The organism is Stenotrophomonas sp. YJH_SMC_127 (assembly GCF_059372445.1).
On sequence record NZ_JCAFVO010000004.1, the window covers coordinates 252,864 to 277,200 of the forward strand.

General features: G+C 63.9%; 19 protein-coding genes. 4 read left to right on the forward strand and 15 right to left on the reverse strand.

All coding sequences use genetic code 11. From position 1 onward, the window contains the following. Positions 1 to 370: 370 nt before the first annotated feature. The 13 genes from AC5QAB_RS11750 to AC5QAB_RS11810 all read right to left on the reverse strand — a co-directional run bounded on the left by AC5QAB_RS11750 (position 371) and on the right by AC5QAB_RS11810 (position 16,051). A complete protein-coding gene (locus tag AC5QAB_RS11750) occupies positions 371 to 1,306 on the reverse strand; it encodes a glycosyltransferase family 2 protein (protein WP_032957905.1) in 936 nt (311 codons plus the stop codon). Next, positions 1,303 to 1,674, reverse strand: a complete 372-nt coding sequence (locus AC5QAB_RS11755; RefSeq protein WP_049405977.1) for a GtrA family protein — start codon at positions 1,672 to 1,674, stop codon at positions 1,303 to 1,305. The genes AC5QAB_RS11750 and AC5QAB_RS11755 overlap by 4 nt, the downstream gene beginning before the upstream one ends. Continuing rightward, positions 1,671 to 2,978, reverse strand: coding sequence for a DUF6056 family protein (locus tag AC5QAB_RS11760; RefSeq protein ID WP_262217460.1), 1,308 nt, complete (start codon positions 2,976 to 2,978; stop codon positions 1,671 to 1,673). Before AC5QAB_RS11760 ends, AC5QAB_RS11755 begins: the two co-directional genes overlap by 4 nt. 206 nt (positions 2,979 to 3,184) lie before the next feature. Next, positions 3,185 to 4,105 (reverse strand): NAD-dependent epimerase/dehydratase family protein, encoded by a 921-nt coding sequence (locus AC5QAB_RS11765; RefSeq protein WP_014645848.1) that lies wholly within the window; start codon positions 4,103 to 4,105, stop codon positions 3,185 to 3,187. 4 nt (positions 4,106 to 4,109) lie between these two features. After that, positions 4,110 to 7,478, reverse strand: coding sequence for a glycoside hydrolase family 99-like domain-containing protein (locus AC5QAB_RS11770; protein ID WP_032957898.1), 3,369 nt, complete (start codon positions 7,476 to 7,478; stop codon positions 4,110 to 4,112). A 3-nt stretch (positions 7,479 to 7,481) separates the two neighbouring features. Continuing rightward, positions 7,482 to 8,972, reverse strand: a complete 1,491-nt coding sequence (locus tag AC5QAB_RS11775) for a methyltransferase domain-containing protein (RefSeq protein WP_049406241.1) — start codon at positions 8,970 to 8,972, stop codon at positions 7,482 to 7,484. A gap of 35 nt (positions 8,973 to 9,007) precedes the next feature. Next, positions 9,008 to 10,429, reverse strand: a complete 1,422-nt coding sequence (locus AC5QAB_RS11780) for an ABC transporter ATP-binding protein (protein WP_014645845.1) — start codon at positions 10,427 to 10,429, stop codon at positions 9,008 to 9,010. After that, positions 10,419 to 11,279: an ABC transporter permease gene (locus AC5QAB_RS11785; RefSeq protein ID WP_099475629.1), complete on the reverse strand. Its 861-nt coding sequence runs from the start codon at positions 11,277 to 11,279 to the stop codon at positions 10,419 to 10,421. Before AC5QAB_RS11785 ends, AC5QAB_RS11780 begins: the two co-directional genes overlap by 11 nt. Next, positions 11,276 to 12,448 (reverse strand): cystathionine gamma-synthase, encoded by a 1,173-nt coding sequence (locus tag AC5QAB_RS11790; RefSeq protein WP_032957893.1) that lies wholly within the window; start codon positions 12,446 to 12,448, stop codon positions 11,276 to 11,278. Before AC5QAB_RS11790 ends, AC5QAB_RS11785 begins: the two co-directional genes overlap by 4 nt. Positions 12,449 to 12,571: 123 nt before the next feature. After that, entirely contained in the window at positions 12,572 to 13,942 is a 1,371-nt protein-coding gene (locus tag AC5QAB_RS11795; RefSeq protein ID WP_014645842.1) for a pyridoxal-phosphate dependent enzyme, read from the reverse strand. Between the two features lie 301 nt (positions 13,943 to 14,243). Further along, a complete protein-coding gene (locus AC5QAB_RS11800; RefSeq protein WP_495233407.1) occupies positions 14,244 to 14,480 on the reverse strand; it encodes an HP1242/YdcH family protein in 237 nt (78 codons plus the stop codon). Between the two features lie 324 nt (positions 14,481 to 14,804). Continuing rightward, on the reverse strand, positions 14,805 to 15,689 hold the full coding sequence (locus AC5QAB_RS11805) for an OmpA family protein (RefSeq protein ID WP_080281838.1): 885 nt from the start codon (positions 15,687 to 15,689) through the stop codon (positions 14,805 to 14,807). Next, positions 15,686 to 16,051, reverse strand: coding sequence for a DUF4398 domain-containing protein (locus AC5QAB_RS11810; RefSeq protein ID WP_005415160.1), 366 nt, complete (start codon positions 16,049 to 16,051; stop codon positions 15,686 to 15,688). The genes AC5QAB_RS11805 and AC5QAB_RS11810 overlap by 4 nt, the downstream gene beginning before the upstream one ends. Positions 16,052 to 16,172: 121 nt before the next feature. On the opposite strand from AC5QAB_RS11810, the gene AC5QAB_RS11815 reads away from it, so the two are divergent. The 3 genes from AC5QAB_RS11815 to AC5QAB_RS11825 all read left to right on the forward strand — a co-directional run bounded on the left by AC5QAB_RS11815 (position 16,173) and on the right by AC5QAB_RS11825 (position 20,156). Next, positions 16,173 to 17,300: a PilT/PilU family type 4a pilus ATPase gene (locus AC5QAB_RS11815; RefSeq protein ID WP_014645840.1), complete on the forward strand. Its 1,128-nt coding sequence runs from the start codon at positions 16,173 to 16,175 to the stop codon at positions 17,298 to 17,300. A gap of 131 nt (positions 17,301 to 17,431) precedes the next feature. Then, positions 17,432 to 18,715: a putative DNA modification/repair radical SAM protein gene (locus AC5QAB_RS11820; protein ID WP_032957890.1), complete on the forward strand. Its 1,284-nt coding sequence runs from the start codon at positions 17,432 to 17,434 to the stop codon at positions 18,713 to 18,715. Beyond that, positions 18,696 to 20,156 carry a UdgX family uracil-DNA binding protein gene (locus AC5QAB_RS11825; protein WP_495233408.1) on the forward strand — a complete coding sequence of 487 codons (1,461 nt, stop codon included), beginning with the start codon at positions 18,696 to 18,698 and terminating at the stop codon, positions 20,154 to 20,156. Before AC5QAB_RS11820 ends, AC5QAB_RS11825 begins: the two co-directional genes overlap by 20 nt. A gap of 44 nt (positions 20,157 to 20,200) precedes the next feature. Here AC5QAB_RS11825 and maiA read toward each other — a convergent pair whose 3' ends face one another. Together maiA and AC5QAB_RS11835 are read right to left on the reverse strand one after the other, a co-directional pair. Further along, complete coding sequence (gene maiA / locus AC5QAB_RS11830) at positions 20,201 to 20,869, reverse strand: maleylacetoacetate isomerase (protein ID WP_032957926.1); 669 nt, start codon at positions 20,867 to 20,869, stop codon at positions 20,201 to 20,203. Positions 20,870 to 20,883: 14 nt separating this feature from the next. Continuing rightward, positions 20,884 to 21,873, reverse strand: a complete 990-nt coding sequence (locus AC5QAB_RS11835; protein ID WP_014645836.1) for a fumarylacetoacetate hydrolase family protein — start codon at positions 21,871 to 21,873, stop codon at positions 20,884 to 20,886. A gap of 991 nt (positions 21,874 to 22,864) precedes the next feature. Here AC5QAB_RS11835 and AC5QAB_RS11840 point away from each other — a divergent pair. Then, complete coding sequence (locus tag AC5QAB_RS11840; protein ID WP_014035874.1) at positions 22,865 to 24,286, forward strand: DEAD/DEAH box helicase; 1,422 nt, start codon at positions 22,865 to 22,867, stop codon at positions 24,284 to 24,286. Positions 24,287 to 24,337 lie beyond the last annotated feature (51 nt).

Below are 24,337 nucleotides of genomic sequence, written 5' to 3' on the forward strand. Positions count from 1 at the left end.
ACGGTGATGAACATCTGCTCCGGCGACGTTAATTTCCGTGGTTCCGGGACCCGCAGAAAACACCAGCGAAGTCTCGCCGACCAGCTCGCCACGATCATCGATCTGGCCCGCGACCCAACCACTCAATGCAATCTGACCGTTTGACGCCTGGACCGGTAACGAGGCGACGGGCTGCCCATTGACGGTCTCAAGATTGCAGCCCTGCGCGACATGCGGCTTTTGGATGACGGCGGAGGGGCTTGCCCGCTCGCCGTGGACCATCCCGGCCGGAACTGTCACCTCGGGCACCTGTTCTGAGCACCCGGCTATTCCGACCAGGCTCACCAACAGTCCCGCTACCCACATACGGTACGCGCCAGCCTCCATCCGTTCAGTCCTTCTTCTCATGCTGCACTGTGCTGCGGACGATGTAGCGGGGACGACGCTTCACCTCGGAATAGATACGCCCGATGTACTCACCGAGGACGCCAATTCCAATCAACTGGACGGCACCGAGAAAGAGAATGGCTGCAATCAAAGAGGAGTAACCCTGCACTGCGTTCCCATGCAGCAGCTTGTCGATCACAATCCAGACCCCGTAGGCAATCGAGAAAAATCCAATCGTGCTGCCGACGTACGTCCACACGCGCAACGGCGCGCTACTGAACGAGGTGATTCCCTCAAGCGCAAAATTCCACAGCTTCCAACCATTGAACTTCGAGACACCGGCAGAGCGCTCGGGTCGTGAGTAGTCGACAAAGTCGGTTGAAAAGCCAACCCAACTCAACAAGCCCTTCATGAACAGCCGGTTCTCGGGCAGTTGCTTGATCGCTTCAACGACAGGCCTGGACATCAGGCGGAAGTCACCAACGTTTGCCTCTACAGGACTTTCTGAAATCGCATTGATCAATTTGTAGAACCAGTTGGCACTGTTTCGCTTGAGGAAGCCATCGCTACCGCGATCAACGCGCCGTGCGAGTACAACATCGGCACCTGCCTTGAACTTTTCGACCATGGCGGGAAGCAACTCCAGTGGATCCTGGAGATCGACATCCATCGGGATGACGACATCGCCACGCGCTGCGTGTATGCCAGCCAGCAATGCTGGTTCTTTACCGAAATTACGCGAGAAATTGATCAGCGTGACTTTGGGATCCGCCGCCGCCAGCGCAGTGATGACCGACTCGGTTCCATCGGAGCTGCCGTCATTTACAAAAACAAGCTCGAGATCATGCCCCTCAAGTCCAGGCAGCATCTGCACCGCCCGGTAAAAGATGGGGATGGCCTCTTGTTCATTGAAGACCGGTATGACAAGACTGATTTTCAAGGGACCTCCCGGAAAACAATGAACTTTGCAATAAGGTAACCAATCACCAAGCTTACGGCAGAAAACCCGACCATTGTAACGATCGGATGCAGTGAGAGCGCATCTGCGACGGCACCCAGAACGAAGCTGAGCGTCCCCATTGTCAGAACCATCACCACATATCGCTTGATGCTGGTCCGGGTCTTGAATGTCCACTGAGCATTCAGGAAGAAAGACAATGTGACCGCCACCAGGAACGCGCAGAGGTTGGAGATGGACTGTGGGTTACCCAGCCATACCAGAAGCACAAATATCATCCAGTGCACGGCAGTATTCAGGCCACCAGTGACCGCATATCGCAGGAATGGCATCCATCGGCGACTGCTCATTGCGGCAGCACCTTGCAACCGTAGTAGGCGCTTACGTAAGCAGGATTTGCGACGAACCAGGCTTCGCGACTGTTCAGATACTTATAAGAATATGCTTTAGTAGCATGCCCGACATCAATGCCTTGCTGGCAGCGCTCGGTCCTAGACATGATTCGTATGTAGGAATCTCGCTCTTCCAGGCTGCGCGCAAACTCAACATATGAGAGATTCGCCTGCAGCGGAAGGTAAAGACTGGCAACGGCTACAATCGCTGCACCCGAGCGGAACCAACTGATCGACACCAGTCGAATGACAGCGGCGACAACGAGCATGTACCAGATTGCCCACGGAACAATAAAGGCACGAGGCTCCGTGTAGGGCGCGGCAATGACACTGAGCACAGTGAGAGAGGACACCGTCCACGCCAGCACCACCTGCTGCCGCCATGCGTGCACGCGCCACAGGTAAACGCTAGCCGCCGTCCCTGCCAACACGAGCAGCCAGCCTGTACTCACCAACGTGCCAAAAACACTATGGGACCGCTCAAGCACGTGACCAACACCGAGGTTGGCTGGATACATGGCTGCGTATGCGGCACGACGGATTGCTGTGGAGGGCGCCAGCATCAACACTCCCCACGCAGCGGCGAGTGCGATGATGGGAACAATTGCGCGTATTCGCCAGCGAGCCCTTCCGCTCAGCAGAAGTACCAGCCCCATTCCCGCACCCAGCGCAGGCGGTACGTTCTCGAACGAAAGGCCAACAAGGCACGCCAGTACGACCGCAACAAGACAGCGGAGGTTCGATTCACCAAGCTTCTGCGTCGCCTCGGCGGTAAAGTAAAAGGACATCAACAGAAGGGTGAGAATCATCGGCTGGAAGTAGGCCGCTTGGGCCGTCGTCCAGAAAAAAACTTCGTAACCCGGCCAGAACAACCAGAGCATCGCCAGCGCGTAGATTGAGCCATGCAGGAACGAATCGCGATCCGTTTGCCTGCGCCCATACACGGCAACCACGGCACAGAAGAACAGCAGCGAGGCTGTCGTCGCCAGGACGAAGTAGATTCGAGGTACGCTCAGCCAGAGGATTGCGAGCTGTTCTCCAAGCCGTGCGTTCCACTGCGTAATCTGTGCCGACGAACGTTCAATGATCCAGCCGAAACGATCCATCGGCGCAACGCCGGCCATATCCCGCGTCAATGCGAAATCCTCGCCGTTGAGAGGTGAAATCATGGCAGTCGCCACGTACACGAATAGTCCGAGGGCGGCGCAGATAGCCACTATCAGCGGGAAGTGACTCGTTTGGGAGGACGCTGTTCTGCTCATTCCTTTGTGCCGATACTCGAAAAATTCCGCAGACTCGCTCGTCAAGACTGCAGTTGGGGAGGGAATCGCACTTGCAGACGAGCGATACGAGGACTGGAGGCCAGATTCAGTTCACACTGAGTTGTGTTCGATGAAGCCACACGACTGCTTGCTGGGCACATTCACCTGCGTCTCCGTGCGACGCCGTCGCGGAGATTCAAGCGAATCTAGCTGCCCGTCGCGTCCTGCATGCTTCGCCAGGCGAGGATCAACCCCTCCGCCAGCGCGATCTTTGGTGTCCAGCCCAGCAACTGCTTGGCGCGCTGGACGTCGAGAACAATGGATCGCACATCAAACGTGCGACCAGGCTTGTACTGCACAGGCAATGCCCTGCCCGAAGCTACCCGAATTGCCGCGCAGAGCTCGTTCAGACTGATGCCATTACCAGAGGCCGCGTTGAATACTCCTGTCCTTCCGGACTCCGTTGCCAACAGCGCAAGATCGATGAGGTCGTCGATGAACACGTAGTCTCGGACGGTTTCCCCGTCACCCCATATCTCGACTGGCAATCCTGCCAGCGCGCGTCCCAGGAATACAGCCACTGCGCCCTGGATCCCGCGCGTGGACTGCCCTGGCCCGTAGGGATTTGAGGGACGGATGATCACCGGATCCAGCCAACCCTGACGTTGGAACATCGTCAGATAGTGCTCGATGGCGACCTTTACGATGCCGTAGGAGGAAATCGGTCGCAGCGCGTGCGTTTCGGGAACGGGAAGGGTGTCGGGGTTGCCATACACCGTTCCTCCAGAGGAAAAGTAGCAGAGCCTACGCACGCCCCGTACGCGCATTGCCTCCAGCAAACGGTGGGTACCGATTAGATTGCCTTCGATATCAGCGATCGGATCAGCATCAGCAGTGCTCGGCACAGTGCAGCTGGCGAGGTGGTACACGGAATCGACATCCTGCAGCGCCTGCTCCAGTACATCAGCGTCGTGGAAATCGCCCTGAAAGTAGCGCACACCAGCCCAGTCCATGTCCGTGCGGGCAGGGAAGCGATCCAGCACCGCCGTCTCTTCACCACGCGTACGCAGCGCGGCGACGAGTCGTGAACCGATGAAACCATTGCCACCGATGACCAACGCGCTCATGCAATCACTCCGTCCCAGCTGAATGGTTCCGCAACCCGAAGTGGGTGCGCAGCTTGTCTTCGTATGCCGCGGCCGCGCTCCGCGTGGCTGCGCTCAACGGGAAAAGCCGCTGGGCGTGGGCATGCAGGCTGCGGATTTCATCCAGGTGACCCTGCGCTTTGGAGCCGATGGTCACGCTGTTGCCATGGCGGCGGTGCTGGTTGAGCGATTCCGCATTGAAGCTGAGGCCGCCATCGCGCAGCAATAGCAGGTAGACCAGCCAGTCGCCCGCGATCCGATACTGAGTGATCTCTTCGATGTGCTCCTGCATCACGCGCAGCAGCGCCTCGCGACGGAACAGCACCGCGCTGACGTTGGGCAGGGTGTTCTTAACAGCCAGACCGGCTTCAACTTCTTCGGAACCCATCGCCGAATAGCTGCTGCGCCAGCGATCACGCGAGAGATCATTGGTGTATTCCAGATAGTCGCCAGCCATCACCTCGCCGAACTCGTCGATCTGTTCCGACTGCGAGAACGCCATCACCGAGCGGGGGTTGGACTCGAGCAGGTCCACCAGCGAGCGCAGGAATGCTGGCTTGGAAAGATCGTCGGCCTCGGCGATCCAGACGTACTCGCCGCGCGCCAGGCTCACGCCCTTCATCCACTGGCGGAAGACCGACCCGCTGTTGTCCGACGACGCCTCAAGGCGCGGCTCCGGATCAAATGTTGGCCAGAGGCGTTCGAGTTCTGCCAGGCTCCCATCCGATGAGGCGTCATCCAGGATGATGACCTCATACAGGGGGAAGTCCTGCCCGTACACCGACGCCAGACGCTCTTCCAGGTAGTGGGCGTAGTTGTAGTTCGGCACTACCACCGAGACACGCGGAATGCGATGCCCGGCCAGATCCAGCAAGTCCAGCAGGTAGCTGCGGAAGGAGAAGTCGGCATTGACAAGGCGTCGTCCGGCTTCGCCTGCCGTTGCTCGCACCGAATCCTCATCGATCAGACGCGCCAAGGCGCCGCCATAGGCGACGGCGTCCAGTGCCGGCACGACCACGCCCGCCTGGTGCTGGGCCACGAGGTCCGCACCGCCCCCCGTGCCTGCGAATGCGACGACCGGCAGCTCGACAGACAAGGCCTCCAGCACGACGGATGGGAAAGGATCTTCCCGCGACGCGAGCGCGTAGATGTCAGCGCCTGCGTAGTAGTCATCGGTGTCAAAGTCGAGACCGGCGAAGTGGAACCGCTCCAGCATGCCATGGCGGCGGAGCACCTTTTCCGCGGCCTCACACGCAGCCTCTTCACGGTGACCGACCCAAACGACGTGGACATCAGGTCGCTGGGCGAATGCGCTGGTGAACGCCTCGGCCAGCAGGTCGACACCCTTACGCGCATCGGCGTAGCCCACCGACAACACGATCCTGTCCGTGGATTTGAGACCCAAGCGCTGCCGCAGCGCTGCGCGCGCAGCGTCTCGATTGCGCTTCCCGCGATGGCGGTTGGCTGCAAACAGCCCCTGCGGCAGCTTGGTTACCTTGGCCTGCCCTGCCGGGTCGAGGAAGGGCTGCAAACCTTCGCGTACTGCGTCCGAGGCGACGACGATGCGCTTGGCCACACGGGAAATGTCCGCCAGTGCAGGCTGCAGGCCGTAGCTCTGGATGACACCCGGCAGCTCGTGGATCATCGACACCACGGTAAGACCTGCATCACCCAACGCCTGCACGATGCGGCCGCTGACCGCCGTATTGGCAAGCACCGAGCGCACGCCCAGCTGGCGTAGTTCATTGGCCAGCACCGCTGGATCCCGGTCGCCCAGCAGGTGGACCGTGGAGCACTCGGCGAACTGGCTGTGCAGGCGGCCGTCTTCGAGCAGCACGACATGCACGTCCAGTCCCAGGCCGGCCGTCATCTTGCGTGCCATGTTGAGCGCGAGGTACTGCGCGCCATGCGGGTGCGCATCATGGGAAATCAGTGCGACACGCGGCTTCGCCGTGCCGGCGGTGACATTGCGCGTCGCCTGCAGGAAGGCATAACCGTAGTAACGGTCCGGTTCCAGATGGGCGCCTTCGGCCCACTCGTTCCAGGCGTTGATGAAGACCACGCTCTCGCCACGCACAGGTTTGGCCAGTGCGAACTCGCCCGCCGATTCCAGCCAGCGCTGGTACTCGCTCGGCGAGGAATGGGCGAACGTGTAGCCGCGCCCCGGCTTTCGCGCTTCATTGTCCCAGCGTGGCGTAACCCCCTTGAACAGCGGATAGTCTTCTTCCGGCCAGTTCCTGGAACGTTCGGCCATCTCGCGGTAGTCGACCACGTAGCCTTCATAACGCGGGTTGGCGATGTCCAGCGTGTGGTTGATGCTGGACAGGCCACGCGCCACCTTGTGCGGCGGGAACTCGAGGGCTGCATCGAAGCCGTACGTGCGCGGATCATCGACGTCGAACTGGACCATGGCGATGAACAGCTCGCCAAGGCCCTGCTCACGCGCATAGCCGCGCCAGACATCCAGCGACTTGCGGGCATCGGGAAGCAGCGATGGCCGGTAGATGATGAGCAACGGCCGACCATCGATGCGGATATACCGCGGATCAGACAGGTACGGCATCGCATCACGAATGAACGCGATGTCGTTGTCAGCCGTGTAGTTCTGACCAATCAGCACATCGTTTTCATGCCCATCCCAGCGCCGGGTCCAATTCTCGTTGGCCCAGCAGATGCAGAACGGCAGGTCAATCTCCGGATGCGCGAGCAGCTGGTCCACCGGCCGCTCCATCAGTCGATGACCGGAGAACCAGTAATGGTGGAAGCAGAAGCCGTGAACGCCGTACAGCTTGGCAAGCTCGGCCTGGCGCTTGAGCACATCGATCAAGCGCAGGTCATAGAAACCCAGTTCACCGGGCAGGTGCGGCTGGCGATGCCCCTGGAACTGTGGCACGGCCTTGCTCACATTGGTCCACTCGGTGAAGCCCCTGCCCCACCATGCGTCGTTTTCGGCGAAGGGGTGAAACTGCGGCAGGTAGAACGCGATCGTCTTGAAGCGGAGGCTGGTCGGTGGCTGTAGCGCAGGCGCCAGCTCCACGTACTCAGACCCGCGCACGCCTGCAGCGACGTCGAAGGCGTCTGCGTAGATACGCGCCACGGAGGACACCTTCACGCCTTCGGCAACGATCGGAGCGGCAGCGGCTGGCGGCTGCTGCGCGCCCGCCGTGACAACAGCAAATTCCTGCCCTGCGCCGAAGGTTTTCCATCGGCGGTAGGCATTTGTATTGGCAAAGGCGAAGCTGAAGTTCCGGAACAGGAAATCCTTCAGTGCAAGCCGCGCATTCCAGCCCGGCACCGCCATGTACATGCGGCGTGCAACTGCCCCCAGTTTTCCCATCTTCTGACCCTGATGCATCGCTTACAGGTGCCTCCTGGCACTTCCTGACAGTTTCCTGAGCCATGCAGTGTAACGCCAACTCCGTGACGCCTTAAGCAGTTCCACATCCCGTTCGCGGTGCTCGCTGATGACGCGCTGCTCGGTTACGGCCAACTGCAGCTGCTGCACGGACTGCCTTGCCTCATCCCGTTCGGCCATGGTCCGGTCGATTTCCGCACGCAGAGCGGACATTTCTTCGCGCAGGCTGCCGTTGGCATTGATATGCCCCAACACCATCTCCTGGGACTCGGAAAGCATGCGCTCGAGGGAGCGGACCCTTTCCTCGGTGGCAACGGCCTGAATCAACTGCTGGCGGAGTTCGGCCAGCTGAGCCTTGAATTGACCGTTGTCGATCGACTGGCTGCTGGCTGCTTCAGCAACCAGCGCTCGATTCTGATCCAGCGCATTCTGCAGGCTTTCCAGCCTGCGTTCCTGGGCCAGCCGATCATGACCGCCTTCGCGGCGAACATCATCGACCAGCGAACCCAGCACGGAGATCGAGGACAGCACCTCGTTGCGGCTGTCACGAAGCCGCTCGATCTCGGCCAGATGCGCTTCGCGCGTCCGCCGCAGTTCCTCCGCCGCCTCCAGGGAAGCGGCTTCCCGATGGGAAAGATGGGACTGGGCCTGGGCCTCGAGTTCCTCGACCTTGGCGCGAAGCTGCAGGACTTCGATATCCGCGTTCTGGACGCGCTCAGGCAAGTGCACCCCGTAGAAGGCGCCGGCATCCATTCCATGAACCTTCAGTTCGAAGAACGAGGACGACTGCACAGGCAGCACCCCATCCGTCGCAACCACCAGGTCGTAGAGCGGGCGGCTGAGGCCTTCGGCCCATTCACTGGTTTCAGGGCCGGTGCCCAGGATTGAATCGAAGGCCGCCGGACCGTCAGCGACCAACAGGGAACCGTAGACGACGCGCTGCGAATACACCTGCTGCTGCGGGAAGTAGCGCTGGATGAGTTCGATCAACTCGTGACGGAACAACTCCTTCACGTGATAGGGGTTTTCGTAGCCCGGGTCGATCGAATAGTGCTGCTTGTTCGGACTGGACATGATCAGCATCCCACCCGGACGTAGAACGCGCCGGATCTCCGACAGCATTTCCTCATGCTGGTCGTGGTGCTCGATGGTCTCGAAACTCACCACCACGTCAACGGAGTCGTCCTCCAATGGCAGCAAGGCAGCAGACGCCTCGACGAAGCGCAAGCGATCGGACCCGTAGCGGCCAGCCGCATGGGCGACGGCCTCGGCCGAGATATCTATGCCGGTCACCGAGTCCGCAACGCCAGACAGGATCTGGCTGCCATAACCTTCGCCACAGGCCACGTCCACCACCTGCTTGCCGGCACAGAACCTGGCGGCGAAGTGATAGCGATGGAGATGTTCGAAGGCGATCTGACCGGCCACTTCGGGCATGAACCGTTCGCCGGTGAATGCGAGATCTTCTACGTGCTCGTCAAGCTGGGTTGCCATGGGTCACCTCAATACATGATTGCTGCTGAAGCCGGTCACCCGGATACCAGATCTTGTTGCTCGACTACAAGGCGCACGCGCTGCATGGGTGCGCCGAACAATCCAAGGCAGATGCCACGTGCATGAACATGGAAGGCAAGCGCGTCATGCAGCCAATGGTGCTGGACATGGTGATGCTGATTGCCGTCTGCGATGGCTGCACTCATGGTGTAGTCACCCTCGCGCAGGACAGGCATCCGGAAATCAAAGGAAGCCACCAGTACCTGCCCCGCTTGAGCGCCGGGAGGGGGATCGATGGAGGCGACATACGTGTTGTCCGCGAACAGGGTCTGCCCCAGGCGGTCGTACACCTCAAAACCGATGATGGGCGAGCTCAACACCTGGTTCACACGGCAGCGGATCTGCAGCCGGACCGGCTCTCCACCCACCACCCAGGACAGCGGGTTGCCATCCACGTCAACAAAGGCAGCGAACTCGACCTGCGCCCCGCCTTGTCCGAACCCCTTGTTTGCATTGAACTCAAAGACCCGGATTTCCTGCCGATGCTCACTGGCGTTGATCAGATCCTGGCGGAAATCACGGGGCGCCATGCCTGCGTGGTCCGGTTCGATGGCGGTCGCACCAGCAGCTGCCGGTTGCGCGTCACTTTCGGGAGCGTCAACGGCCACCGCAGCAGGACCAGCAGCGGCCATCTCCACCGCGTAGAGATCTTCCAGATACTTGGCGGTGACTTCCTTGGGGGCGCCATCTGCAACGATCTTCCCGTGCGACAACCAGACCACTCGGTCGCAGAGATTGATGACGGCGGCGGTGTCATGGGATACAAAGACCACCGTGCCGTTCTGCATGAAGGAACGGAGGAATCGCATGCACTTCTGCACGAAGAACGCGTCGCCGACACTCAGTGCCTCGTCGATGACCAGAATGTCAGCTTCCACGTGCGCGATCACGGCGAAGGCCAGCCGCACGAACATGCCGCTGGAGTATGTCTTCACCGGCTGGTCGATGAACTCGCCGATATCGGCGAATTCGACAATGGAGTCGTACTTGCTGCGCAGCTGCTCGTCCGAAAGTCCCAGCAGGGCACCGTTGAAGAACACGTTCTCGCGGCCGGTGAAATCAGGATTGAAGCCCGCCCCAAGCTCCAGCAGTGCCGCAACCCTTCCGTCGACCAGGATCTGGCCTTCCGATGGCGCCAGCGTACCGCTCAGCAGCTGCAGCAGCGTGGACTTGCCCGACCCGTTGCGTCCGATGATGCCGACCGTTTCACCCTTGCGAATCTCGAATGAAACATCCTTCAGCGCACTGAACTGGCGGCCATAGGATTTGCCTCGGCTTCCCACGACACGCGCAGCGCGCGAAAAAAGGGCGTCCTTCAACCGGTCCTGGGGCGAGCCGTAGACCTGATAGTGCTTGGAAACGCCGTCGATCTTGAGAACGACCGGATCAGATGACATCGGCAAATCCATCTCTAGATTTCTGGAAGAAAGCGTAACCAGCCATGGCCATGAGCAGGCCCACCAGCAGGCCGATCCCGAAGTACGCAGGAGACGGGATGTCACCGAACATCAATACCTTGCGTGCCGCCTCCAGGACACCCGTCAGGGGATTGGCCTGGATCAGGGGACGATAGCGTTCAGGAATCGAATCAAGCGCGTAGAACACGGGAGAAAGGAACAGCAGCAGCGTCGCAAGCGTGCCGGTAATCTGTGCCACGTCTCGGAAGTAGACGCCGATCGCGGCAAGGAACCAGGAAACGCCAAGGCAACCGAGCAACAGCGGCAGCATCACCACGGGGAACAGGATCACGGTCCAGGGCAGCGCAACGCCCATGCACAACTGGGCAATGGTCAGCACGATCCAACTGACGAACGCATGGAAAACCGCCGAACCGAGCGTCACCCACGCGTAGACTTCCAGCGGAAACACAACCTTCTTCACGTAGTTGGCATTGCTCGTGATCAATGCCGGGGAGCGATTGATGCATTCGGCTACCACGCCGTGCACGATCAGTCCGGAAAAGAGGATCAAGGCAAAGCCACCGCTGGTATCAAAGTCCTTCCACTTTGCCTTGAACACGATGGAGAACACGAACGTGTACAGGACCAGCATGATCAATGGCGTGATGAACGACCAGGCCAGGCCGGCGAAGGAACCGCGATAGCGGCCCACGATCTCACGCTGGATCAGACGGAAGATGAGTTGACGGTGCTCCAAGGGCGAACGCAGGAAGCCCGCCAATGGCCGCCGCCGGGCAGTTGCATAGGGCGTCAGCCCGGAAGATCTCTTTTCCAAGCGACTGCTCACGCCAGCGCCCTCTCCAGATCCACCTGCAGATCCCCCAGCTCCTCCACGCCCACGCTCAGCCGCACCAGCGCATCGCTGATGCCCAGCTGTTCGCGGCGCGCGACCGGAATCGAGGCATGGGTCATCACCGCCGGATGGTTGACCAGGCTTTCAACACCGCCCAGCGACTCGGCCAGGGTGAACAGTTCGGTCTTCTCGCAGAAGCGCTTGGCCGCCTCGAACCCGCCCTTGAGCACGATCGAGACGATGCCGCCGTAGCCGGCCATCTGCTTGCCGGCCAGTTCATGCTGCGGGTGCGAGGCCAGGCCCGGGTAGATCACCTTCTCCACCGCCGGGTGCTTTTCCAGCCATTGGGCCAGCGCCAGCGCGTTGGCGCAGTGTGCCTTCATGCGCAGCGGCAGGGTCTTCAGGCCGCGCAGGGCCAGGAAGCTGTCGAAGGGGCCCTGCACGCCCCCCACCGAGTTCTGCAGGAAGGCCATCTGCTCGGCCAGTTCGGCGTTGTCGCCGACCACGACCATGCCACCGACCATGTCCGAGTGGCCATTGAGATACTTGGTGGCCGAATGCAGGACCAGGTCCGCACCCAGTTCCAGCGGACGCTGCAGCATCGGCGAGGCGAAGGTGTTGTCGACCACTACGATCAGGCCATGGCGCTTGGCGATGGCGGCGACCGCGGCGATGTCGACGATCTTCAGCATCGGGTTGGTCGGGGTCTCGATCCAGACCATCTTCGTCTTCGACGTGATGGAGGCTTCGAATGCCGCCAGATCGGTGAGGTCGACGAAGCTGAAGTCCAGCCCGGCGGTGCGGCGACGCACGCGCTCGAACAGGCGGAAGCTGCCGCCGTAGATGTCGTCCATCGCCACCACGTGGCTGCCAGCGTCGAGCAGCTCGATCACGGTCGAGCTGGCCGCCATGCCCGAAGCGAAGGCAAAGCCGCGGGTACCGCCTTCCAGCGAGGCCACGCAGCGCTCATAGGCGAACCGGGTCGGGTTGTGGGTACGCGAGTACTCGAAGCCCTGATGCTCGCCCGGGCTGGACTGGGCATAGGTCGAAGTGGCGTAGATCGGTGGCATCACCGCGCCGGTGCTGGGGTCGGGCGACTGGCCGCCGTGGATGGCCAGCGTGGCCAGGGCCAGCGCGCGGTCCGGGGAAGAAGCGTTGGACATGTCGTTTCCTGATTGGCGCCGATGACCGGCGCCGTCGAAGGAGCGGGAGTCTATCAGCGCGGCCTTAACGAGCTTTGACGCGGATAAACCGGGATTCAGCAGCGATCTGCGGCGATAAACGCCTTACTGAACGCGCCGACGCAGATAATTCAGCAGGTCGATGCGGGTGATCAGGCCGAGGAAGGCGTCGCCGTCCATCACGATCGCCACCTGGCCGCGGTCGAACACTGGCAGCAGGGCCTCGATCGGCGACTTCACGTCCAGCCGGTCCAGCTTGCTGACCATCGCGGTGGCCACGGTGTCGCGGAAGCGCGCCTCGTCGCCATAGACATGCAGCAGCACGTCGCTTTCGTCGACGATGCCGACCAGCTTCTCGCCGTCCATCACCGGCAGCTGCGAGACGTCGTACAGCTTCATGCGCTGGTAGGCGGTGGTCAGCAGGTCGTTCGGGCCGATCACCACGGTGTCGCGCTGGCCGTACGGGCGCAGGATCAGGTCGCGCAGGTCGCCGTGCTGCGGGCGCTGCAGGAAGCCGTTGTCCAGCATCCAGTAGTCGTTGTACATCTTCGACAGGTACTTGTTGCCGGTATCGCAGACCAGCACCAGCACCCTCTTCGGCGTGGTCTGCTCCTTGCAGTACTTCAGCGCCGCCGCCAGCAGGGTGCCGGTGGACGAACCGCCCAGGATGCCTTCCTTGCCCAGCAGCTCGCGCGCGGTGTGGAAGCTCTCGGCATCGCTGATCGCATAAGCCTTCTTGACGCGGCTGAAGTCGGAGATCGAGGGCAGGAAGTCCTCGCCGATGCCTTCCACCAGCCAGCTGCCCGACTTGTCGTTGAGCACGCCGTCGTTGATGTATTCGGCCAGGATCGAGCCGACCGGATCGGCCAGCACCAGCTCGGTCTTCGGCGACAGCTTGGCGAACGCGCGCGACAGGCCGGTCATGGTGCCGGAGCTGCCGCAGCCGAACACGATGGCGTCGAGGTCACCGCCCATCTGCTCGAGGATTTCCGGGCCGGTGCCGAACTCATGCGCGGCCGGGTTGTCCGGGTTGCCGAACTGGTTGATGAAGTAGGCGCCCGGGGTCTGCTCGGCGATGGTCTTGGCCAGGTCCTGGTAGTACTCCGGATGGCCCTTGGCGACGTCTGAACGGGTCAGGCGCACTTCAGCGCCCATCGCCTTCAGGTTGAAGATTTTCTCGCGGCTCATCTTGTCGGGAACGACGAGGATCAGCTTGTAGCCCTTCTGCTGTGCCACCAGCGCCAGGCCCAGGCCGGTGTTGCCGGCGGTACCTTCAACCAGGGTCGCGCCCGGCTTCAGGTCGCCACGCTGCTCCGCCGCCTCGATCATCGACAGGCCGATGCGATCCTTGATCGATCCGCCCGGGTTGGCGCTCTCCAGCTTCAGGTAGAGCTCGCAGACGCCGGTGTCCAGGCGCTGGGCCTTGACGATCGGGGTCTGGCCGATGAGTTCGAGGACGGAAGAATGGATGGGCATTCGGAGGACTTTCGATTCGCGCCACGCAGGGCCGGACCGATGATTATCCGACGGATGGCGCTGAATGTCAGGTCGGTGCAGGCATGCCGCCCGCCTGCCCCATGAAGGGATGCGGGCGGCCCCGGATCGACGAGGAGACCGGTACCGCCCGCATCGGTGAGTTGTGCCTGCTGGCCAAGGCACCACCGCCTGTGGTGCCTTGGCGCGGCCGCCTCATCGGCGGTGCCGCGATGCCGGGGCGGGGTCGCCCGGCGGGGCCATCGATGGCCGGGTCACGCCGTTCCGGGCGCGACGGGGTGCGTCAAAGCGTGGGGGACGTCGTTGGGAGCGGTGTTTTGTACATTCGCAGAAGGCGTTGCTTGGCCAGCAGCTTCTCACGCTTCATGCGACCCAGGGTGACATCATCGATCGGGAGTACACCCAACTCCGCGTCCATGCACTTCTTGTTCAATTTGCGGTGCTGGTCATGGAGTGCCCTGAACTCCGGATCACGCGCGCGACGGGCGTCGATCTCGCTCTGGGGCTGATCTTCAAACATGATGGACCTCCTTCGACAGATACACGAACGCCCCGGCCACAAGGCACGGGGCGTTGTTCATGGAGGAGCGCCGGCCGATGGCCACCTGGACGCCTGCAACGACCTGCGGCACTGGCCTGCGCACGTCGATCTGCTGCGGTTCGCGCCCTGCTTGCATCGGCCCGGCCCTCCCATCGTCCGGTCCGCGGCATTGCGTCCCGGACGATTGACCCTACGCCTGCTCAGGGCGGGGTACAAGACCCCTGCGTCAAAAAGACCGAACCCCGCCGGGGCGGGGTTCAGGCTGAATGCTCATTGCAACGAAAAACAAACAATATCAATGCATTACGGGGCGATGATGACCTCGGCCGAACGGGCCCGGGTGGAGGCTGCCTTCTTGCCGCTGACCTGGATCCGGTTGCTGGCGACACCAGCCGCGACCAGGGCGTCGCGCAGCGCTTCGGCCCGCTTCTGACCCACGCCGTTGGCATTGTCGTAGGCCTCGATGCGCAGGCGGCCCTTCTTGCCGATGTTCAGGTACTCGGCCAGCGCCTTGGCCTGGTTGCGGGCCCCACCGGACAGGCTGGAGGCACCTGCAGCGAACGCGTCGCCATTGAAGGTGAAGACTTCGCCTCGCCCATCGAACTTCGAACCCGGCAGTTTCTGCCCGGAGACCAGCTCGGCCTCCTCACGGGCCAGCTTGGCGGCGTTCTGCTGGGCAGCGCTGAGCCGCTGCTGCTGCTTGCCGGCCACGCTGGTCAGGGCGTTTTCGGCGTCCTGGCGGGCCAGGGTTTCGGCCTCGGCGGCCTGGCGCAGGCGTTCGGCCTCCTCGGCCTGCATCTGCGCCTGCATGCGCAGCTGCTCGGCTTCCTGACGGGCGCGGGCAGCGTCGCGGCGGCTGGCCTCGATCAGCAGGTCGCTGCGGGTGCGCTCCAGGCGGTCGACCTCGCGCGCGGCCATCGCCGTGCGCACGGCCGTCTCGGCAATCTCCACCCGGCGCTCGGCCAGGTAGGTGGCCAGCTCCTGGTCACGGCGCTTGGCCTTGTCCAGGGTCGCGATGGCCTGCTGGGCCTGCATGCGCTCGAAGGCGCCCAGCTCAGCGGTGTCCGGGTTGGCCTGGATGGCCATCAGGCGCTGGCTCAGCTGCGCCACCATCGGGTTGTCGGCGGCCACGGCCAGGGTCGGCAGCGCCAGCAGCGCGGCCAGGGTTGCGGCGGTCATCGGCTTCACCGGCGGTCCTCCCCGGTCGACAGCTGGCGTTGCAGCTGGTTGACCTCGTTGCGGCGCAGCTGCAGCTGCGCGGTGACGGTGGCTTCCTCGCTGCGGACGCGTGCCAGGTCGGCATCGGCGGCGGCGCGCAGGGCCATCGCCGGGGCGTTCTTCCGTTCGCGGCGGTCGCCGGCGGCGCGCTGGGCCTGCTCCAGCCCCTGCCGGGCCAGACCGATCAGGTCCGGGGCGTACTGGTCGGCGTCGGCCTGGGTGGCCTTGTCGACCGCCTGCCGGGCCTGCGCCAGTTCCAGGGCGGCGTCCTGCGCCCAGGCGGGGGCAGACAGTGCGAATGCAAACGCCATCACATACAGGCCATGGCGCATTCGTGCGAAGCTAAGTCGTTTCATTGGGGAGGCCGTACCGGTTGTCGGTTCACGGCCATTGTCGTCAAGCCGACACCGTGCTGGCAACGGGCGTCGGCCGTTTCGTTGGGGAAAATTCGCAATGGATATCGGCTACTTCCTGAAGCTGATGACCGAAAAGAACGCTTCGGACATGTTTCTGACCACCGGGGCACCGGTCTACATCAAGATCGAGGGGAAGCTCTATCCGCTGGGCAACACCGGCCTGCCGCCGGGCATGGTCAAGAAAATCGCCTACTCGCTGATGGACGAAGGCCAGGTGCCGCAGTTCGAGCGCGAGCTGGAGCTCAACATGGCCATCGCCCTGCCCGATGCCGGGCGCTTCCGCGTCAACGTGTTCAAGCAGCGGGGCGAGGTCGGCATGGTCATCCGCGCCATCCGCAGCCGTATCCCGAGCATCGAGGAGCTGAACCTGCCGCAGGTGCTGAAGGACGTCATCATGACCCCGCGCGGGCTGGTGCTGGTGGTGGGGTCCACCGGTTCCGGCAAGTCCACCTCGCTGGCGTCGATGATCGACCACCGCAACAGCACCACCACCGGTCACATCCTCACCATCGAGGATCCGATCGAGTACCTGCACAAGCACAAGATGTCGATCGTCAACCAGCGCGAGGTCGGCCTGGACACCCACGCCTTCCACAACGCGCTGAAGAACGCGATGCGTGAAGCGCCGGACGTGATCCTGATCGGCGAAATCCTGGATGCGGAAACGATGGAGGCGGCGATCGCCTTCGCCGAGACCGGGCACCTGTGCCTGGCCACCCTGCACTCCAACAACGCCGACCAGACCATCGAGCGCATCCTCAACTTCTTCCCGGAAAGCGCGCACAAGAACGTGCTGATGAACCTGGCGCTGAACCTGCGTGCGGTGATCAGCCAGCGCCTGGTGAAGAACAAGGAGGGCCGTCGCCTGCCGGCCACCGAGGTGCTGATCAACACGCCGATGATCCGCGACCTGCTGCGTCGCGGCCAGGTGCACGAGATCAAGGCGGCGATGGAAGGCTCGCTGGAAGAAGGCATGGAGAGCTTCGACCAGTGCCTGTTCCGGCTGGCCAAGGCGGGCATCATCGAGCAGGAGGAAGCGCTGCGCGCGGCCGACTCGCGCGATGGCCTGGCCCTGAAGTTCCGTTTGTCCGAAGGCAGCAGCGGCGAGCACGACCCGTACGCCGATTTCTCGGCCGGCGCACCCAGCATCACCCACGGCTTCTGACCCCACGAAAAAGGGGACGGAGGGGATTAAGTCGTAAGTGCATTTGCGACTTAATCCCCTCCGTCCCCTTTTTTCTGAAGCGTTCATGGGCGGTCTCATCCAATGAGACCCCTCATCCGTAGGTTTCCTCAATGGAAACCATCCGCAAGCTGGCCATTCTGGCCGACGCCGCCAAATACGACGCGTCCTGCGCCTCCAGCGGCTCGGGCAAACGCGATTCGCGCGCCAGTGGCGGTATCGGCAGTACCGAGGGCATGGGCATCTGCCACAGCTACACGCCCGATGGCCGCTGCGTTTCGTTGCTGAAGATCCTGCTGACCAACTTCTGCATTTACGACTGCGCCTATTGCGTGAACCGGGTCTCCAGCAACGTGGCCCGCGCGCGTTTCAGCGTGGACGAGGTGGTCACGCTCACCCTGGACTTCTACAAGCGCAACTACATCGAGGGCCTGTTCCTGTCCAGCGGCATCATCCGCAATGCGGACTACACCATGGAGCAGATGGTGGAAGTGGCCCGGCAGCTGCGCGAAGAACACCGCTACGCCGGCTACATCCACCTCAAGACCATTCCCGAGGCCTCGCCGGAACTGCTGGCCAGTGCCGGGCGCTATGCGGACCGCCTGTCCATCAACGTGGAACTGCCGACCGAAGCCGGCCTGAGCGCCTTGGCACCAGAGAAGACGGTGCACTCGATCCGTGGCGCGATGGGCGAACTGCGCTGGCGCATCGAGGAAGCCAAGGAGGCTCGCAAGTCCCCCGCAGCGGTGGCGCCGACGGCCAGCCGCAGCGCTCGCCCGCGCCCTCCCCGTTTCGCCCCGGCCGGGCAGAGCACCCAGATGATCGTCGGCGCGGACGGGGCAAACGACCAGCAGATCCTGGCCAGCGCCGACAGTCTGTACGGCAACTACCGCATGCGCCGGGTCTACTACTCCGCGTTCAGCCCGATTCCGGACGCCAGCCGGCAGCTGCCACTGCAGCCGCCACCGCTGCAGCGCGAACATCGCCTTTACCAGGCAGACTGGCTGCTGCGCTTCTACGGTTACGGTGTGGAGGAGATTACCGATACCACCCAGGACGGCATGCTCGACCTGGATATCGACCCCAAGATGGCCTGGGCGATCCGCCATCCCGAGCGCTTTCCGGTCGATCTGAACCGGGCACCGAAGGAAATGCTGCTGCGCGTGCCCGGCCTTGGCGTGCGCAACGTCAAGCGCGTGCTGATGGCACGCCGCCACGGGCGGCTGCGCGTGGCCGACATCGCGCGCCTGAAGGCACCGATGAGCAAGCTGCTGCCGTTCGTGCTGCTGGCCGACCATCACCCGCGCAAAGCACTGGATGATCCGGCGGCGCTGCGCGCGCAGCTGGCCCCGCCGCCGCGCCAGGGTTCGCTTTTCGATGCCCCGTCTGCGTCCTGACGCGCAGCGCTGGTCGCTGCTGGTGGATCCGCCGTGGTCGCTGCAGGCCTGGCGCGATGCTGCGCGCGAAGCGTTGCTGCGCGGCGTTGCCCCGCCGCAGCTGGACTGGCTGGAAGGGAGCGACACATCGCTGCTGGATGCGCCGGCCGTGCAGCAGGCGCCGATGCTTGCCGAGGCCGGTGCACCCAACGTTCCACGTGACTTCCTGGAGCTGGCGGCCACCTGCCTGTGCCATCGCGATCCCCAGCGCCTGGCCGTGCTGTATCGCCTGCTGTGGCGCATCGCCCATGGCGAACGATCAGTGCTGGGCAACCCCGCCGACGCCGATGTCCTGCGCGCGACAGCCCTCGCCCAGGCCGTCCGCCGTGACACGCACAAGATGAAGGCATTCGTGCGCTTCCGCGAGGTACCTGGCCAGCCTGATGCGTTCATCGCCTGGTTCGAGCCGCAGCACCACATCGTCGACCGGGTCGCGCCGTTCTTCGCGCGCCGCTTCACCGGCATGCGCTGGGCGATCCTGACCCCTTCGCGCAGCGTCGCCTGGGATGGGCAGGCGCTTGCCTTCGGCCCCGGTGCACGGCGCGAAGATGCCCCGGCCGAGGATGCACGCGAGTCGCTGTGGCAGACCTACTACGCCAGCATCTTCAATCCGGCGCGGCTCAACACACGGATGATGATGCAGGAGATGCCGGCAAAGTACTGGCGCCACCTGCCTGAAGCACAGTTGCTGCCACGCCTGGTGCGCGACGCGGCCGACCGCGTGCAGGAAATGCATGACCGGCCGGCACAGGCACCGCAACGCAGGATTTCCCCGCGTGCGAACGCTGCGGCGCCGGCAGCCGATGCCAGCAGCCTGGACAATCTGCGCGGACAGGCCAGTGCCTGCCGCCAGTGCCCGCTATGGGAGCAGGCCACGCAGACCGTGTTCGGGCAGGGGCCTGCCGATGCGCGGGTGATGGTGATCGGCGAGCAGCCCGGTGATACCGAGGATCTGCGCGGGCAGCCGTTCGCAGGACCTGCCGGCCAGGTGCTGGACCGCGCACTGGCGGAACTGGGAATCGATCGCGCCCAGCTGTACCTCACCAACGCGGTGAAGCACTTCCACCATGAGCGGCGCGGCAAGGTGCGGCTGCACAAGCGGCCGGAAAGCCGCCACATCCAGGCCTGCCGCCCCTGGCTGATGGGTGAGATCGCACGCGTGCGGCCCCAGGTGATCGTGTGCCTGGGCGCGACAGCCGCAGCCTCGGTATTCGGTCGTGGTTTCGACCTCTCGCGCGACCGCGGACGCTGGCACACCCTCGAGGACGGCACGCGCGGCTACGCCACGGTGCACCCGGCATGGGTGTTGCGGCAGACCGACGATGCGCGCCGCGAGGAAGCCTACCGGGTGTTCCGCGATGACCTGGCCCGCTTGCGGCAGAAAGGGGACGGAGGGGATTAAGTCGTAAGTGCATATACGACTTAATCCCCTCCGTCCCCTTTTTTTCAGGCGGCGTCGGGCTGGTTTTCCGGGCGTGCGCGGTCGAAGGCATCCACTGCCTGGCAGGCCGCTTCGATGCGGCGCAGGGTCGGGTACGGTGCCAGGTCCAGGCCGAAGCGGTGGGCGTTGTACAGCTGCGGCAGCAGGCAGATATCGGCCAGGCCGGGACGGTCACCATGGCAGAAGGCGCCGGTGTCACGGCTGTTGACCAGCAGGGCTTCCATCGCCGCGAAGCCCTCGGCGATCCAGTGCAGGGTCCACTGCGTGCGCGCATCGGCCGGCACCTGCAGATCGCGCTCCAGGTACTGCATCACCCGCAGGTTGTTGATCGGGTGGATGTCGCAGGCCACCAGCTGGGCCAGCGCCCGCACCCGCGCGCGGCCGGCGGCGTCGGCCGGCAGCAGCGGTACCTGCGGAAAGCGCTCGTCCAGGTATTCGAGGATCGCCAGCGACTGGGTCAGCACATGCCCCTCATGCAGCAGGGTTGGCACCTGCTGCTGCGGGTTGAGCGCCCGATAGGCATCCCGGTGCTGCTCGCCACCGTCGCGCACCAGATGCACCGGCCGGGCCTCCCAGGCCAGGCCCTTCAGCTCCAGGCCGATGCGCACGCGGTAGGCGGCGCTGGATCGCCAGTAGGTGTACAGCACGATGCCGTCGTCGACCGGGATCTCCATGGCCGCCTCCATGCTCAGGGCCTGGCCGCCTGTTCGATGCGCTGCTCGATCGCACCGAAGATGCTGTTACCGGCGGCATCGAGCATCTCGATGCGGACCACGTCGCCGAACGACATGAACGGCGTGCTCGGCTTGCCGTCGCGCAGGGTTTCGACCACGCGCTGCTCGGCGAAGCACGACGCACCCTTGCTGGTGTCCTCGTTGGCGATGGTGCCCGAGCCGACGATGGTGCCGGCGACCAGCGGACGGGTCTTGGCCGCATGCGAAACCAGCTGGGCGAAATTGAACTGCATGTCCACGCCCGCTTCCGGCGCACCGAACCACTGGCCGTTGATGTGGGTCAGCAGCGGCAGGTGCACCTTGCTGTCCTGCCACGCGGCGCCCAGCTCGTCAGGGGTGACGAACACTGGCGACAGCGCCGAGCGCGGCTTGGACTGCAGGAAGCCGAAACCCTTGGCCAGCTCGCCCGGGATCAGGTTGCGCAGCGAGACATCGTTGACCAGGCCGACCAACTGGATATGACCGGCTGCCTGTTCCGGGGTCGCCGCCATCGGCACGTCGTCGGTGATCACCACGATCTCCGCTTCCAGGTCGATGCCGTAGTCCTCGCTGACCACCTTGACCGCATCGCGCGGGCCGTAGAAGCCGGCGCTGGTGGCCTGGTACATCAGTGGATCGGTGTAGAAGCTCTCCGGCACCTCGGCGCCACGGGCACGGCGCACGCGCTCGACGTGCGGCAGGTAGGCGCTGCCATCGACGAACTCATAGGCGCGCGGCATCGGCGCGGCCAGTGCCTGCGGGTCGAGGTCGAACACGCCATCGGCATCGCCGGCATTGAGCGATTCGTACAGGGCGTTCAGGCGCGGTGCGATGTGGCTCCAGTCCTCCAGGGCCTGCTGCAGGGTGGCGGCAATGCCGGTGGCGCGCACGCCGTGGCGCAGGTCACGCGAGACGACGATCAGGGTGCCGTCGCGGCCGCCTTCCTTCAAAGAACCAAGCTTCATGGGTGGGTGTCCGGAGTCGTGGGCAAACAAGTTTCAAGTGTAATCAAATCTGCGGCGACGCCAAGCTGCAGCGCGGCATCGGCCCACCCTACCGTAGTGGGGGGTTCGGCAGGGCTTGCAGCCCTGCACCTGCTCAATGCAACAGCAACGGCAACGTCAAAAGCGGCTCTGGCTTTCTACTGGTTGGGCGGGGCGGTGTGGGTGGGCAGGACACGCCGTAAACCCGTCCATGGGGGCTCGATGGCGCCTTGCTCGTGTGCGCTGTCCTGCGCACACGGCAAGACCGGGGTTGGGCGTCCTGCCCAACCCGCCCGAGGCATGCCTCGGGCCCATGGCGCCAACGGTCCTGCCCGCCCACACCGCCCCACCCCCGACAGATCCCCGCGGCGGCTGTTGGTGGGTGCCGACCGTTGGTCGGCACATCTGTCAGATATCGAATGAAATTCCGGGGCCAGATCCGTTTTCCTCCGGAAAACGGATCTGGCCCCAAGAGCATTTCCGACAGACCGCAGCAAACTGTCGAAGGCGGGGTGGGTCCGGTTGAGGGGGTGTGAGCGGCATGGATGCCGCGACCAAGCCCCCATGGATGGGTTTACGGCGCCCCCCTCAACCGGCCCCCCCCCCCCGCCAACCCTCAGGAAGCCAGCTTTTGACGTTGACGTGGCTCTGGCCCCGCGGGTGCAGGGCTGCAAGCCCTGCAGACACCCCCTACCTGAACAGGCCTTTTTGCGCGAAGTCTCGAACATCGTTTAGACTTGCAGAGTCTGCAGCGGCCGTCCGTTTCCCTCCGGGATCGCCGGCGACCAGGGTCCGCCCTCTTCGCCCGCCCCCACTCCGACGCCGTTCGTCACGCATTCCAGCCTGCGCTTCGTGCCGGCTGCACCCAATTCTCGCAGCGCGGTTCACGGGAACGCTCCGAGTCAGCCGATCAGTTTGATCTGCCCCCGTCTGTCCGCTCGGACAGGCGTTTCTTGTACTTGGAGCAAACTCAATGTCTTTTGAATCGCTGGGCCTGGCGCCCTTCCTGCTGCGCGCGCTCGCCGAGCAGGGCTACGAAAACCCGACCCCGATCCAGCAGCAGGCGATCCCGCTGGCGCTGGCCGGTCGCGACCTGCTGGCCGGCGCACAGACCGGCACCGGCAAGACCGCCGCGTTCGGCCTGCCGCTGCTGCAGCACCTGGGCACCGCCTCGCAGGAGGTACGTGCCGGCCCGCGCAAGCCACGCGCGCTGATCCTGGCCCCCACCCGCGAGCTGGCCACCCAGGTGCATGACAGCCTGCGTGGCTACAGCAAGTACCTGCGCATCCCCAGCGCCTGCATCTACGGCGGCGTCGGCATGGGCAACCAGCTGGACATCCTGCGCCGTGGCGTGGACCTGCTGGTGGCCTGCCCGGGCCGCCTGATCGACCACCTTGAGCGTCGCAGCGTCGACCTGTCCGGCATTGAAGTGCTGATCCTGGACGAAGCCGACCGCATGCTCGACATGGGCTTCCTGCCGTCGATCAAGCGCATCCTGGCCAAGCTGCCGAAGCAGAACCGCCAGACCCTGCTGTTCTCGGCCACCTTCGAGGACAACATCCGCCAGCTGGCGCTGGAGTTCATGCGCAACCCGGAACAGATCCAGGTAACGCCGAAGAACACCGTGGCCGAAACCATCACCCACCGCGTGCATCCGGTCGACGCCGGCCGCAAGCGCGACCTGCTGCTGCACCTGCTGGCGCAGGACAGCCGCGAACAGACCCTGGTGTTCGCCCGCACCAAGCATGGCAGCGACAAGCTGGCCACGTTCCTGGAAAAGTCGGGCATCAAGACGGCGGCCATCCACGGCAACAAGAGCCAGGGCCAGCGCCTGCGTGCGCTGGGTGACTTCAAGGCCGGCCGCGTGACCGTGCTGGTGGCCACCGACATCGCCGCGCGCGGCATCGACATCAACGAGCTGCCGAAGGTGATCAACTTCGACCTGCCGATGGTGGCCGAGGACTACGTGCACCGCATCGGCCGCACCGGCCGCAACGGCGCGACCGGCCAGGCGATTTCGCTGGTGGCGCAGGATGAAGTGAAGCTGCTGCGCGCGATCGTGCGCCTGCTGGGCCGCGACATGGACATCCGCGATGTGCCGGGCTTCGAGCTGCAGACGCCGATCCGCTGGGGCAACAGTGCGCCGGGCAAGGCCGAGCACGATACCGGTGAGCGCGCACCGCGCAAGAGCCACGCGCGCCGTCCGCACGGCGATGCGCCGCGCCATGCGCATGCTGGCCCGAAGAAGGCCGGTGGTGGCCGCCGCGAGGGCGGTGGCAATGGCCAGCAGCGTGCCGGTGCGGGCGCGGGTCAGGGCCAGCGTCGTGGCGGTGGCGGCAATGGTGGCGGCCGTGGCCGCGGCCAGGGTGGCAACGGCGGCGGTCGCGCCGGCTGATCCCAGCTGACATGGATGGCGCTTCCCGCTGCGCGGGGCTTCTTACCGAGG

Excerpts from the sequence above, each read along its gene's own strand:
- AC5QAB_RS11820 (WP_032957890.1), top strand. The coding sequence starts at position 17,432 with ATGGAAACCATCCGCAAGCTGGCCATTCTGGCCGACGCCGCCAAATAC.
- AC5QAB_RS11810 (WP_005415160.1), bottom strand. The coding sequence starts at position 16,051 with ATGCGCCATGGCCTGTATGTGATGGCGTTTGCATTCGCACTGTCTGCC.
- AC5QAB_RS11815 (WP_014645840.1), top strand. The coding sequence starts at position 16,173 with ATGGATATCGGCTACTTCCTGAAGCTGATGACCGAAAAGAACGCTTCG.
- AC5QAB_RS11765 (WP_014645848.1), bottom strand. The coding sequence starts at position 4,105 with ATGAGCGCGTTGGTCATCGGTGGCAATGGTTTCATCGGTTCACGACTC.
- AC5QAB_RS11840 (WP_014035874.1), top strand. The coding sequence starts at position 22,865 with ATGTCTTTTGAATCGCTGGGCCTGGCGCCCTTCCTGCTGCGCGCGCTC.
- AC5QAB_RS11825 (WP_495233408.1), top strand. The coding sequence starts at position 18,696 with ATGCCCCGTCTGCGTCCTGACGCGCAGCGCTGGTCGCTGCTGGTGGAT.
- AC5QAB_RS11775 (WP_049406241.1), bottom strand. The coding sequence starts at position 8,972 with ATGGCAACCCAGCTTGACGAGCACGTAGAAGATCTCGCATTCACCGGC.
- AC5QAB_RS11800 (WP_495233407.1), bottom strand. The coding sequence starts at position 14,480 with ATGTTTGAAGATCAGCCCCAGAGCGAGATCGACGCCCGTCGCGCGCGT.
- AC5QAB_RS11755 (WP_049405977.1), bottom strand. The coding sequence starts at position 1,674 with ATGAGCAGTCGCCGATGGATGCCATTCCTGCGATATGCGGTCACTGGT.
- AC5QAB_RS11795 (WP_014645842.1), bottom strand. The coding sequence starts at position 13,942 with ATGCCCATCCATTCTTCCGTCCTCGAACTCATCGGCCAGACCCCGATC.
- AC5QAB_RS11835 (WP_014645836.1), bottom strand. The coding sequence starts at position 21,873 with ATGAAGCTTGGTTCTTTGAAGGAAGGCGGCCGCGACGGCACCCTGATC.
- AC5QAB_RS11760 (WP_262217460.1), bottom strand. The coding sequence starts at position 2,978 with ATGAGCAGAACAGCGTCCTCCCAAACGAGTCACTTCCCGCTGATAGTG.
- AC5QAB_RS11790 (WP_032957893.1), bottom strand. The coding sequence starts at position 12,448 with ATGTCCAACGCTTCTTCCCCGGACCGCGCGCTGGCCCTGGCCACGCTG.
- AC5QAB_RS11780 (WP_014645845.1), bottom strand. The coding sequence starts at position 10,429 with ATGTCATCTGATCCGGTCGTTCTCAAGATCGACGGCGTTTCCAAGCAC.
- AC5QAB_RS11770 (WP_032957898.1), bottom strand. The coding sequence starts at position 7,478 with ATGCATCAGGGTCAGAAGATGGGAAAACTGGGGGCAGTTGCACGCCGC.
- maiA (WP_032957926.1), bottom strand. The coding sequence starts at position 20,869 with ATGGAGATCCCGGTCGACGACGGCATCGTGCTGTACACCTACTGGCGA.